This is a genomic window from Uliginosibacterium sediminicola, from assembly GCF_039631295.1.
Lineage (GTDB): Bacteria > Pseudomonadota > Gammaproteobacteria > Burkholderiales > Rhodocyclaceae > Viridibacterium > Viridibacterium sediminicola.
Genome location: NZ_JBDIVE010000014.1, coordinates 1 through 13076, shown reverse-complemented (window position 1 = coordinate 13076; position 13076 = coordinate 1). Strand labels below are relative to the sequence as shown.

Annotated in this window: 9 protein-coding genes; 2 read left to right on the top strand and 7 right to left on the bottom strand. The window is 49.2% G+C overall.

The window, feature by feature from the left end; all coding sequences use genetic code 11:
- The first annotated feature begins 2 nt into the window (after window positions 1-2).
- Entirely contained in the window at window positions 3-2849 is a 2847-nt protein-coding gene (locus ABDB84_RS18440; protein ID WP_345921248.1) for a YjbH domain-containing protein, read from the top strand.
- Window positions 2846-3637: an MORN repeat-containing protein gene (locus tag ABDB84_RS18435; protein WP_345921247.1), complete on the top strand. Its 792-nt coding sequence runs from the start codon at window positions 2846-2848 to the stop codon at window positions 3635-3637. Before ABDB84_RS18440 ends, ABDB84_RS18435 begins: the two co-directional genes overlap by 4 nt.
- Window positions 3638-3750: 113 nt before the next feature.
- On the opposite strand, the gene ABDB84_RS18430 is transcribed toward ABDB84_RS18435, so the two are convergent.
- The 7 genes from ABDB84_RS18430 to ABDB84_RS18400 all read right to left on the bottom strand — a co-directional run bounded on the left by ABDB84_RS18430 (window position 3751) and on the right by ABDB84_RS18400 (window position 12269).
- Window positions 3751-4686: a glycosyltransferase family 2 protein gene (locus ABDB84_RS18430; protein ID WP_345921246.1), complete on the bottom strand. Its 936-nt coding sequence runs from the start codon at window positions 4684-4686 to the stop codon at window positions 3751-3753.
- 20 nt (window positions 4687-4706) lie between these two features.
- Window positions 4707-5702, bottom strand: coding sequence for a glycosyltransferase family 4 protein (locus ABDB84_RS18425; RefSeq protein WP_345921245.1), 996 nt, complete (start codon window positions 5700-5702; stop codon window positions 4707-4709).
- Between the two features lie 107 nt (window positions 5703-5809).
- Window positions 5810-6928 (bottom strand): glycosyltransferase, encoded by a 1119-nt coding sequence (locus ABDB84_RS18420; protein WP_345921244.1) that lies wholly within the window; start codon window positions 6926-6928, stop codon window positions 5810-5812.
- A gap of 369 nt (window positions 6929-7297) precedes the next feature.
- Window positions 7298-8527, bottom strand: a complete 1230-nt coding sequence (locus tag ABDB84_RS18415; protein WP_345921243.1) for a hypothetical protein — start codon at window positions 8525-8527, stop codon at window positions 7298-7300.
- 1 nt (window position 8528) lies between these two features.
- Window positions 8529-9110: an acyltransferase gene (locus ABDB84_RS18410; RefSeq protein WP_345921242.1), complete on the bottom strand. Its 582-nt coding sequence runs from the start codon at window positions 9108-9110 to the stop codon at window positions 8529-8531.
- 21 nt (window positions 9111-9131) lie between these two features.
- Window positions 9132-10124 carry a glycosyltransferase family 2 protein gene (locus tag ABDB84_RS18405; protein WP_345921241.1) on the bottom strand — a complete coding sequence of 331 codons (993 nt, stop codon included), beginning with the start codon at window positions 10122-10124 and terminating at the stop codon, window positions 9132-9134.
- A gap of 831 nt (window positions 10125-10955) precedes the next feature.
- Entirely contained in the window at window positions 10956-12269 is a 1314-nt protein-coding gene (locus tag ABDB84_RS18400) for a polysaccharide biosynthesis protein (protein ID WP_345921240.1), read from the bottom strand.
- Between the last annotated feature and the right edge of the window lie 807 nt (window positions 12270-13076).

The window sequence follows — 13076 nt, the reverse complement described above, 5'->3', positions numbered from 1 at the left end:
CTATGACCCGCCAGCCCTCGTTGAATATCTTTCTTGGTGCTGCGCTTGCATTAGGGTCGGCCCAATTGCTTGCCGCCACCCCCTCCGTCAATGGCGCCAGCGGTTTGATCAATATGCCCGATGCACGCATCGGCAGCGAGGGCGAGTTTTCCAGCGGCTACGCCTGGTACCGGCCCTATTCCGCGATGTGGCTCAATCTTGCTTTTACGGATTGGCTGGAACCATCATTTCGCTACACCCGCATCGCCTATGTACCTGCCGGCTTCTCTGAAGAAGAGAATAAGCGCTATGGCGCGTACAAGGACAAATCAGCCGGCGCAAAGATCAAACTGATTCCTGAAGGCCCATGGTGGCCCGCGTTTGCGGTGGGCAAAACCGATCTCACCAGTGTTGCGGACGGAACACAGCTCTACAACTCAACCTATTGGACGGCGTCCAAGCAACTGGGGCCTCTGGACCTAACGGTCGGCCGTGGCCGTGGCCGGATCGACGGTTATTTTGGCGGCGCGCGCTGGCAACCCACAGAAAAGCTCCCGCTCAAACTGGTGGTGGAGCGCGATGTTAACAACTACAGCAAAGACATCAGTGCCGAGCAATCCGGCGCAGCCAAGCGCAAAAAGGGGCTTGCGTACGGCCTGGAATACGACTGGGGTGGCTTCAGCACCCAACTCTCCTACCAGCACAATGTCGTCGGTCTGAACGTTTACACCACAGCGAACTTCAATACGCGCCGCTTCAATCCTTGGTCAGACGAGCCCAAGCCCTTTCTCGACCCCGTGCCGCGCCCGACTCAAGCGCAATGGGAAAGCAATCCGGAGTTTCGCAGCGCACTCATTTCAGCGCTTTACAAAGATGATTTTCGTTCGATCAAGCTGCAATATCGCGATGGTTTTTTGCAAGTCAGCTTGACCAATCGCCGCATCTCGAACATGAGCCGTGCAGCAGGTCGTGCGGCGCGCATCCTGCTAGCACATGCGCCAGTCGAAACCCGCCAGATCAATATCACCTACACCCTGGCCGAAATGCCGGTGGCCGATTATCAGTTCGTCAATCTGGACGCTTTGCGTGATTACTTCTGGGGCATCATCCCGCGCAGCCAGCTGGCTGAAAGCGTGCGGGTATCGCTGGCTTCACCCGATTCAAAAATAGAGGATGATGAAGCGGAGGAGGCTTTGCGTGGCGCAAAGCAAGCCGACAGCGAATCCATAATCAAAACCAAAGGAGAAGCGACGGCAATCGCCGTCCGCAATCAAGATCCCTACCAAAGCGGCTACAGCATCCGCCCCTACACAGGCTTTATGTTCAACGACCCAAGCGGCACCTTGAAATACAGCCTTTCATTATTGGGCTCCGCACGCAAGCGCTTCGAGGACAATTGGGTTGTAGAAGGTGGTCTGCAAATGGACCTGCTGGAGAACCTCAGCGATGTCTCCCGCGCATCCAACTCCGAACTTCCGCATGTTCGCAGCGATGTGTCCGATTATGCCAAGGCCGGCCGTTTGCAACTCAGCCGTCTCCTAGTGCACAAGTATGTACAGCTTGGCAAAGGCCTCTACGGGCGCGCCTCGGCCGGTATTTACGAGCGGATGTACAACGGCGTCGGCGGGCAGATTGCCTACTTCCCTGAGCAATCGCCTTGGGCGCTTGACTGGTCGATCGACGAGGTACGGCAACGCGATCCGCAAGGCTGGTTCAAGATGCGCAATTACTCGACGCTCACCTCCTTGCTGTCCCTGCATTACCGCCTCACCGAGTCCCTCACCCTCACCTCACGCGCAGGCCGTTTCCTGGCGCGAGATGAAGGGGTGCGCTTCGAAATCGGGAAACGCTACAACTCAGGCATCGAAGTCGGCGGCTGGTACACCTGGACCAATGGCAATGACATCACCAGACCAGGCTCACCCTCAAGCCCTTACCACGATAAAGGCATCTACATCAACATACCGCTGGAGTCGCTGTTCACGCGCGACACACAGGCAACAGCCGGCTTTGCCATTGCGCCCTGGACACGTGACGTCGGCCAGATGGTGGACTCCCCTAACGATCTTTACGGAATGTTCCGTCGCTCGATCATCGACAGCCTGTTCCGCAAGGACGGCCTGACCGATTTTGGTGAGTACGACGACGACTACCCGGCCCGCCGCACGCGCCTGAGCCCCCTGGAACGTCCGCTGTCGGACCTCGCGATCAAGGACAGCAAATCCTTCGCCGGAGAATTGAGTAGCGGCAACAGCATGCGCAACGTGGCGGCCGCCGTGGGTGTGATCGGTCTGGCATCACTGGCCGACAAACCCGTCTCCAACTGGATGAAGACAAACATGCAGGGCCGCGCCTGGCGCAGCCTGGGCCACATCGGCGACGCCGTTCCCTACGCTGGTCTGCTCGCTGGGGGTGTCGCCGCCGCCTTCGCCACAGATGAGCGCGGCTCCATGGCCGGTCTTGCCTCGGCAGAGGCAGGAATTGCCGCGATCGGTCTGTCTTCCGGCATCAAGTACCTCACCGGCCGGGCACGCCCCACGGACTCCGATGATGCCCGCAACTTCGAACTCGGGCGCAGCGGCAAGAGCTACGGCTCTTTCCCTTCGCGTCATGCCACCCTGGCCTGGGCAAGCCTGACGCCGCTGGCCAAGGCCTACGATGCGGACTGGCTGTACGGCGTGGCCGCGCTGAGCAGCTATTCGCGTGTGCGTTCGCGGCAACACTGGTTATCCGACAGCGTCGCGGGCAGCCTCATCGGCTATGGACTGGGCTCGCTGACCTGGAGCTGGCGCAAGAAAGACGGCGGCATGATCCCCAACTCCGTCTCGATCACGCCCCAGGGCGCCTCAGCGCAATGGAGCTTCAAATGAAGAAGTACGTCTTCGCTCTGCTGCTTGGCAGCCTCACCCACACCGCCCTACTCGCAGCGCCCTGCAAGCTCATCGACCCCGAATTACAAGCCAATTATTCAGGAGGCTGCGTGGATGGCCTGGCCGAAGGGCAAGGCAAAGCCGATGGCATCGCAAGTTATGAAGGACAGTTCCACGCCGGTAAAAAACACGGCAACGGTGTCAAACGCTGGGCCAACGGTGATGTTTACCGTGGCGACTTTTCGGCCGACTACTTTCACGGCCGTGGCGAGTTCGTCTGGGGCGATGGCCCAGCCAAGGGGCTTCGCTACGTAGGCGATTACTATCAAGACACCTTAGAGGGACAAGGCGAGTTTTATTACCCCTGGGGCGACACATACCGTGGCGGCTTCAAGCGTAACCAGTGGGATGGCGAGGGCGAATACCGCTGGGGCTCGGGCCCCTTGGCGGGGCACCGCTACGTGGGGCAGTATCGTGAAGGCAAGCGCGAAGGCTTTGGTCGCTACTACGGATTTGGCGGCGATGTTTACGCGGGCCGCTGGGAAGACAACAAACCCATCGACCCCGCCACGCCCATGATGCTGCGCTTTTACGAGCAAGTCGCTGCAGTCGCGAAACTTAAAGAAGGCACGCTCATCTGCAAAGTGGGGCGTGAAGGCTATGCGAGCAAACCGACCGTGCAGCGCGCTACCGTGACCGGCAAACGCCAGGATTTCTTGGAGCTCAAGCCAGCAGATGGAAGCGCCGCCGTCCTCAGTTCCGGTGAAGGCTGGTACCCCTGCCCTTGATAAAAAGAGAAAATCAGACAATCAAGCTCAGGATTGCCCCCATAGAAAATGCTGAACAATCCTACAATCAGGGGCCTGTGACCACGCAAAAGTATATCTCTATCATGCATCCATCACGCAAACGGCCCATCCCAATAGCGCCGATACATCCCGATTTTTCGCTTTATCCACTTAGGAATACACGCTTCCTTCTGGCCAATTTTATAAGCAAATAATTTCACCGCATTACGAAATAACGCAGCTGGCCATAACACACAACGTCTGAGGCCTAGGTATTTGAGCTCGGACTTGACATACGCAACGCCCTCCCCGCCTGCCCCACCAAAATTCGAACGAATCCAGCTCTCGCGCGCATGAAAAACCCCCATGTCAAAATAGCGCCGAAATTCATCCTCAACGGTATAGTTATGAGAGTGCCTACAATGTGCGCTACCTGAATATGCAATCTTCCACCCTCCCATCAACATTTTAGCCGCAACGTACATATCCTCAGCAAAAATAACATGCTTAGGAAAGCCCCCAACCTGAATCAAGGCATCGCGCCTATAAGCAGAGAACGAATTGGACATAAAAGCTGCTTTTATCCCCATCGTTGACACGTCTGAAAATGATTTCATCTGGTCATACTGAGGGTAATTAAATACGCGAGCATGCATTGCAAGTGGCGTTGCATCCAAATGAGGCAATTGGCGACCACACACAGCACCCACCTCAGAATCAGAAAAATGCTTTAACAAATTCGCAATGGCATACGGATCATCCAAATAAGCATCCTGCGTCAAGAAAACATAAACATCGAAGCCCGGATTGTCATCCACCACGCGCTGCCTGGTCCCGCCGTGATTAAACTCGCTCGAAGCGATCACCGTAACCAAGTCAGCACGTTCCCGAGCCAGCTCAGCGGACCCATCTGCCGAGCTGGAGTCTATAACAATCACATCAAAAACAGCAATTTGACGATCAAGAGAATCAAACAGCCTCAGCAATTCGGAGGAGCCATTATAGGTTGGAATTACACATGCAACTTTAAAACAGCCAGAATCATCCATTATGAATATCACCAACACCACTAGACAAGGGACAAAATGATATTTTTTACAGCCTCGGCCGACTTATCCCATGAAAAATATTTAACTCGCTCGGAGCCTCTTACCACCAAATCTCGACGCAGCTGTTCGTCAAATATCATTTTATTGAGGCCATCAGCAATTGAGTCTTCTTCACGCGGATCAACCATGATCGCGGCGCCTCCGGCGATCTCCGGGAGACAAGATGATCGGCCTATCAATACTGGCACCCCAACCGCCATCCCCTCCACTATTGGCAAACCAAACCCCTCATATAACGAGACAAACGCCACGCCGAGAGATTTTCGATAGGTGGCAACCAACTCACTTTGTTCCAATACGCCAAGGAAACGCAAATGATGCTCAACGCCGCAGGTCTTTGCGCATGCCAGAAGAGACTCATTTCCATGCCCAGTAAAAGCCAGAGCGACCCCAGCGCGCGGCAAGTCGGACAATGCAAACGCACGAATGAGTCTCTCTAGGTTTTTATAAGAACGATAATTCCCAGGATAAAAGACATAAGGCTCTGAGACCTGTGCCGACATAGGCTCTGGCACAAACACGGAAGACACCCCGTTGTATACAACGTGAACCCGATCTTCAGGAACCCCAGACCATTCACAAAACTCTTGTCTCGAGTATTCAGAAACACAAACAATTCGGTCAGCTCGTCGATACAAACCTTTTAAAAAAATATCGTAATAAAGCCTATGAGCTTTAGTGTAAAAATGGCGATGTGTCAGATCGTGGACTGTCACAACAGTAGCGCGCTTCGAATACACAGGGGGAACAAAGCCAGGATTCCAGAAGATGTCATGCCCTCCCGTCTTAAGCAACGCATAACTCAAAGAGCACGGCGACAGCGGCGAGCCGATTCTTGTGCTTAGATCCAATCCATCAACAATAAAATTGCGTCGCAGTCGCGACACCAGCTCTTGCGCAACGACCCCAATACCACTCGCAGCTGGCCAGCGAAGATCTGCAGCGATTTTGTACATTAACAACACCAAATAATATAAAGCGTTATTCTGAAAACGAAAACTATACGTTTATAAACCAAGTGTCATCACACAAAGCAATTACTCAGCATCTAAACGGCAAACGCTCAACTAATACCACCAGCCTCTCTCTCAACAAGTAAAGCCAATCTACGGAGCTGGGAATCACGTCGGGCAATATGAAATTCCATAGACGCACAAGGCCCCAAGGGGGTGCTAATAGAGCGCTCGTGATATGCGCTCAATATCGACAAAAGCTCTTTCCGATCGGAGAAACGCATTTTTTTGGGAACAACCAACCTAAACCCATCAATATCAGGCGCCACACAAGGAATACCGACACCAGAAAACTCGCGAACGACCATTGGCTCCCCCTCCCAACGTGAATTGAGCACCAAAAGATCGCCGCTGCTAACAACATCCGCAATACTTTCAGGCTTAACCCACCCTAGCATATGAATCTTAATGCACTCCACGGAGCTAGCTGCCTGAGTGACTTTGCTCGAGTCGGGGCCATCACCAATAATCAATAGCTCGCGATATGGATTTTCTACAGTGTCCAGCCATGAAATCAGGCCTGTGATATTTTTCTGCCCATCATCCAAGCGACCACAAAACACCAAACGCTGCCCTCGATACGGAGGCTTCTGCGACACAGGAACAACGACATTATTAACAACAGAGCAAGGAACCCGAAAAAACCTTGTCAAGAGCGCCGCCTGAACCTTGTTGATAGTAATAAATCTATCAACACTACGTAACAGCGCTCGAAGAAGAAAATCATAAGCACGGGAGACCCCTCGCCCCGCATATGATCTATTGATATACATGGGAACATACGCGAACACCTTGTTATCCGCGTTTGCTATCTTGGACGCCCGACATAGCGCGACGCACGCCTCAACCGTTCCACCCGACACCAAAACCAGCCGGGAAGAATTAAAGGCGGTTTTCATCTCAAGCGCGTAAGAGCGTGCAAAGCGAAACTGCTGCCACACCTTGCCTAGCCTAAATATATTTTTCGTTACAGCACAAATTCCGTTCTCATTGAAAAAACAAGCAACCTGACGAGAAGAGCACACAACCTCAACCGTAAGCGATTGAGCAATAAGACCTTGAACAATCCCAAGTAGCTGTCGCTCATGCCCACCAACAACCTCCCCGACAACCAAAATAAGAGCATCGACACACCTAGTTCGTACATCATCATAAAACGGCGCATCCATAGCCATTCCTATTCTATTCTCACAAACCCATATCTCTTTCGGATGGCCTAAGATTCGAGTCTTCGAAGGGCAACCGCACAAAACCTTAAACGCAAAACCAAGTCAACAATTAATCGACACCCACAAAGCGCGCAAACAATACTTCTCTAGCCTCTTGCAACAAGCGCCGGAACTTTCGGCGTTTATATCCATAAAAACATTCGGTCTACAATACAATGTGAACTACACAGACTCACTCAACCAAGTCGTACAACACACCAAAAATTCTGGCCTCACAACCACTCCAGTTCACAAAACCGATAAATTTTCATACCGCCATTCAAACAGTCTAAAAAAATTATCGATTTTAACCCAACACAAAAATGAAGCTCACCGCAGAAACTTCCTAGGCATAATTCGCAACGCACTTATACTGCACAAGACAAACAAAACAACAGCCAAAAAAAAGTGCTCAAACAACAAGTATCCGCCTCCAACGGGTATGAATCCAATACCACAAAAGAAACAGAGCATGACAAAATCAGAAGGTGATTTATAAACACGAACCCTGCTAAAAAAAACCTTCGCAAAAAATCCGGACCAAGCGCCTGCAACCCCTAGCACAGGCAAAATAAAAATCCAAAAATCTGCGTAAAAAACACCCAAACCAAATGAAGGGACGCCCTGGTCTAAATAAAAAGAATCTGGAAAAAACTGTTTTGCCAAGCCAAATGCACCGAAGTCCTTGGGCTTGCTTTCGAAGATGAGCCGAGGCAGTCTAGTGTAAAGGTTGTCCTCTAAAAAGACCCCTCCGTAATGAAAGTCTTTTAGCGAATCTACCAACATCACTGCATTTCTCGCGTAATCTGAATAACCAACCATAAGAGAAATAATTTGATCAAACCCTATGCCATTGGCCATCAAAAAAAACAACACTACTGCTACCACAACAGCGATCAAACCAAACAACGAAAATCTAACAATACCGATTCGCAAACCGCGAACAGCCCAGAAGTACTGTAATAATATAAAAAAGCACACAAACACATGCCCTTTACTTCCGTGTAAATATGCAAAAAACACACAAAAAACAAAGGAGACTATTTTTAGCCATCGAGAAACAGGCAAGAACAGCATTACCACTAGAAATAAATTTGCAGCAACGATTGATCCGAAATATGCCAAGCCAAACCCTGTTCTTGTCACAACGTAAACATCTCTCGGCGAAAAACCATTTTGAGCCAGGAGCTTAAAGATCGGCAGATAAAGAAAAACGGCAACAAACAGCAATGTGGCGGCAGCCAACTTTGTAGCGGGGCGAAAACGAAAACTTTTTACTAACGCCGACGGCACAGAGGAATAGACATAGGCAAGAACAAACGAAAGTGCAAACAAAAAATAAGCAGAATATATTACAACATAGCCTAAAACGGAGCCTGGATTAGTCGCCATCGACAAATAAGCCAACTCAAAAATAAAAACAGCAGGAATCTCAATGGCGAACCATGCCGTAATAGGCCCCACCCATGAACCATACCTCATAGAAACAAAACAATACAAACCAATGTTGGCCAAAAGCCCTACAAATACAACCAACATTTGAAGCGTAAGATGCTCCATATTAACGCCTTATTGAGATTCTCTTAGCGGGCACCCCTCCCCAGATTTCGTAGGGAGGTATGTCGTGCGTCACAATTGCGCCTGCGGCTACTACCGCCCCATCCCCAATAGAAACACCTGGCAAGACCACCGACTTTGCTCCAATCCAAACATCGTTCCCGATTTCTATTCCAGTTTTACCTGTATCCCATTCTTGATTTTTTATCATCTTCGATGCGGCTATACCGTGATTACTTCCGATCAATGACACAAACTGCCCAAGCAAACAGTCAGCGCCAATTTTTATTTCCCCACCTGCTGCGCGAATATTACAATACTCGTTTATAGCCGTATTAACACCAACCACCAATGCAGCCTTAGACGTAAGATTGCGAGGATCTTTTGCGACAATAATTAACGCTCCGCGCCCGACACTTACACCTGCGCTCAAAAAAACCTTCCCTCCTTTATCGACACGAACTATCGCAGTGTCGGCTATAGAAATATTCTGCGCTAAAAAACCTGACCTCTGCCAAATTTCCCACGCGCCAACTAGCATTTTTTTTATACAAAGTTTAATAAAAAACAATATTTGTTTATGCACAAAGCACCATTTCCCGAACACTCAAAGATATAGCTTGAACGGCCTATCCTGTAAGGTATCGCCCAACCTCCGCCTCTTAGCTAGAAAATATAGAATTTCAAACAGCATCATCGAAAACCGTGGAAAAACCAGCGAGGCAAATAAACACAAAAACATGAGCTTATTCAAAATACCTTTGTCTCTCGAAAGCCCCCACAATACAGTCGCGGCATACGGCAACGCACGCCAATCCTTTCCGTGCCGGGCTTGAGATGCACAAACTTCAAGCGTAAATCGAAACTTAGACGGCAACCCTTTCGAAATGACTTTTCGAAGGCTTTTTGCGTCGGCAGGATCGCTCACTAAGGAACAAAGTTGAAGCAAATTATAAACAGGAACAATAGACCAACTCTTCTTCAAATTTGGTGGCCTCCAAACGACAAGAGACTTTTCTGAATATAACGCTCTTCCACCATCTTGAAGGCAATTTATAACAGGCGCCAGATGGGGGCAATTCATCCATATTGAGGTATAACTGCTTTTCAAATAGGTCGCTATTTTGTCGAGGTTAAAAACGCAGTTAGACATTAACAATGTCCATTGAAATCCGTCATTCAACTGCAGAAACTCAGCTAAGCCTGTGGCCAACAAAGATTTTTCCCGGACAAAACCCTTCGAATCTGGACAAAAACTAATAAAGCAGCACTCTGACCGCGTGGAAACAATTTCCTTTATACTTTTAACTGCACCGTCTTTAACACTGTCATCATCAGACAGAAGCCACAACCACCCCGAACTTACACAAGAAATACATTTAGTTATATTGGCATTCCCTCCAACATTAACATGATTTATTGTTAGTACGACCCTCGAATCCTGTAATTCTGGAATAAGCCTGGGATCAAACCCCTCGGTTGCATTATCAAATATATACAACCTATCCCCACCATCCATCTGGGGCAACAACTCCTGCACTCGCCTCCTCAATGAATCGATCCGCCCATATGTCGGAATTGCGATGGTTATATTATTCATTTTCACCTTTCTCGCAACTCAGCGAATAATATTTTTTAAACAATAGCACACCCCATGACAACGCAACGAATAGCTTCAATGTCGCATATAATTCCATTGCAAAACGACACTATGTTTTGTTCCGTAGAAAACGGCTCCCAGCGTCAAGACAGCAACCACAATAGATTGCTTCAGCATCGGTTCTTCCTTGTGCGCCCTCATGTAGACTGACAAAGAAAAACACAACATGATTTGTAATAGTCACAACCATCAAACAGAGGAGAATATCCAATTCTGCAATTCTCGACACAAAAAGCAACCATTCCATCTCAACAAGCATACAACAGCCACAAAAGACACATTTGCGTCAATGTTAAATATCGCAGATCGCAACATTAAGCTCTTAAATAGCTGATTAGTTCTAACCGCTCCCCGCGCGCAACAATACGGCAAGGTTGGCGCTACGATTATAAGCAGGAACGAAAATAGTTAAAACAGGTCGCAACACCCCCCCGCGTCATTGCGGCCATAGCCTAATCCAGCGCTCTGAAGTAAATCTCAAACAGCAACATACCCCCTCCCGCGAGCCCCCTCAGCAGGCTTGCAAACCATAAAGCCAGTAGCGCATGTTTCCTATTAAAATAGTCTGGCGCGTATGCCGCACACCACTCGCTTAAATATTATTTTTTGCGGTTAAAAAGCCAGGCACTTTGTCTTACATTTCGCTATCGAACACCACAGGCTTTAATAGACTATTAACCCGGCAACATTTTACGCAACACAACCGGAACGGTAGTGTCTAGCCAAATAAATTTGTTACGGTTTGCCGCTGTATCCTATTTTGCTGCCGGTTTAATAATGCTTTTGTTTTAAGAAATTTAAAAACACACATAAGCACCACGGAAGAGCAACGAATACAACCACTCCCGCATACAAAACCATAGTAACGAGAACACTTCTTTGCGCCCCAAGATAAACAACCAGCAAACTCAGGAAACCAACTGCAATCGAACTCAGCATAAGCGGCTCTACCTTGTGTGATCTCATATACGTAGCTGCGGAGAAAATAAAGTGGTTCACCACCGTTACTACAGCAATGCAGAACAGAACTCTTAGGTCTGGAAGTCGATATACGAGCTTCACGTCGTGGAGATCAAGAAGAAACACTATTGCCAATATGATGACACACCCCAGTAGATTAATGCCGCCAGACCTCAACCACAATGACCAAAATAGACTTCTAGCTCTTTGATGTTCATTTTGTGCGATAAGCCCCGCAAAAACGGGGGCTTTAGCCGTGACCCAACTCATTGCAACAGAAAGCGTAGTGCTAAATATCGCCATGGCCAAACCAATTTTTCCGGCCGCCACTGCACCCTGATAAGCAAAAACAATCGGATTGAATAACTGAAATATGAAATATCCGCTTATCCAGCTCAGGGCAATCCGCCACTGAAAAGGAAATATCTCCTTCCTCCATGAAACTCGGCATTCGTCCAGAATGACCCTTGCATTCAAGTCAAAAATGAATTCCCCGTGACTTTTTATCCAATAAGCAGTAATAAGCGCACTAGCCATTGAAATCAAGGGAACGGCCCATAGTCCGCCACCACAGGACAACAAAATCCACAGCGGCACATAGCCGAAAACCGATTGGATCAGGCGAAGACGTGCGACCTGTCCTACACGCCCGGCCCCTTCGATCACTGCAAGAAATGGGCTAAGAAACAAATTCATGGATGAAAACAAGGTCAGAAAGCCCCAGCCGAATACCCAGCCCGTCACATCGGGAAGGCCTTTAATGTAAAAGAACAAGTACCCCGCAGCGCCGACACATATCCCGAACAGCACTGCAATCACGCGATACCATTTAACAAGTAGTTTGATAAGCGAACTCAATCTATCCAAATGACGAGCATCGCCTTCAAGCCCTCCCTGGTCACCAAATTTTATATAGGCCATTTCATGGCCAACCAATTGCGTCACGACGTAATTAAAACCGAGCTCAAAAAACACTTGCAAAGCAATCAAGCTAGAGAAGGTGAAGTAATACCCTTGCTCAGCCTGTGTAAACCAATGAGGAATCCCGAGAATCATGATGCCGCCAGCAAAGACGGACCACAGACGCATCACAAGAGTCGAAAGGATATGAAAATCCAAACCCATCAGGCTCTTTAACCTAACAACAAAACTATTTTGCATATACCCTTAACAAAATATTAATTAATGCTCCGGCAACAAAGTAGAAAGCACGTCACACATTAAAACACTAAACAACCACAACACACCACGCATGTCAGCGCAGAAATAGCGTGGTAAAGCTCATCGAACTCTTAGGCTTTGTGTGACGCAGATATCTAAGACATGCCTCAGTACATACTGTTCGCAGGACGAATTGCTATATGCTCCGGCAAACTCGAATGGGCCGAGCTATGTTCTTTTGGCCGGACGATCATTTGCGTATCTCCGACGCCCATCGCGAAAGCCCCGCTGGTGAGTGCTTGCATTCGCCAAGCTGTTGAGTTCGCTAGAGCCCCCCTCCGAATCCCCCAATCCTTCAACTGCCACGTCAAGCTTACTACGCTGATCTGGCAAGAAAAATCTCAGAGCCGAACCCCTTCCAGGCAAATTAACGGGCACTCACGCTTTCGTACGCTGATTTGCTGAAGTGCAATATGTTCGTCTCTCCTGTAATAAAACATCCCGTGCTTTGCCGCACTTGAGCCGGGCGCATTTACCTTACGCAGGACTCAGGCATTCTCCGTCTTCGAAAATGGCGACAGACACCCATCTCGGACCACCTTCGATTCGTGCGGAAAAATGGCAATGCAAATGCTTGAGGACAAATCTCCTTCAGCGCTGCGCAGCGCGCAAGCTGTTGAGGGTTGCGCGGATAGCATCATCCAGTTCGTAACGCAGGCGCAGCCCAAGCTCACGCTCGGCCTTCTCTACCGACGGAATGTAGCGATCAAC

What these genes read in the sequence shown, in the direction of transcription:
- ABDB84_RS18440 (WP_345921248.1), top strand. Translation starts at nt 3, where the DNA reads ATGACCCGCCAGCCCTCGTTGAATATCTTTCTTGGTGCTGCGCTTGCA.
- ABDB84_RS18435 (WP_345921247.1), top strand. Translation starts at nt 2,846, where the DNA reads ATGAAGAAGTACGTCTTCGCTCTGCTGCTTGGCAGCCTCACCCACACC.
- ABDB84_RS18430 (WP_345921246.1), bottom strand. Translation starts at nt 4,686, where the DNA reads ATGGATGATTCTGGCTGTTTTAAAGTTGCATGTGTAATTCCAACCTAT.
- ABDB84_RS18425 (WP_345921245.1), bottom strand. Translation starts at nt 5,702, where the DNA reads ATGTACAAAATCGCTGCAGATCTTCGCTGGCCAGCTGCGAGTGGTATT.
- ABDB84_RS18420 (WP_345921244.1), bottom strand. Translation starts at nt 6,928, where the DNA reads ATGGATGCGCCGTTTTATGATGATGTACGAACTAGGTGTGTCGATGCT.
- ABDB84_RS18415 (WP_345921243.1), bottom strand. Translation starts at nt 8,527, where the DNA reads ATGGAGCATCTTACGCTTCAAATGTTGGTTGTATTTGTAGGGCTTTTG.
- ABDB84_RS18405 (WP_345921241.1), bottom strand. Translation starts at nt 10,124, where the DNA reads ATGAATAATATAACCATCGCAATTCCGACATATGGGCGGATCGATTCA.
- ABDB84_RS18400 (WP_345921240.1), bottom strand. Translation starts at nt 12,269, where the DNA reads ATGGGTTTGGATTTTCATATCCTTTCGACTCTTGTGATGCGTCTGTGG.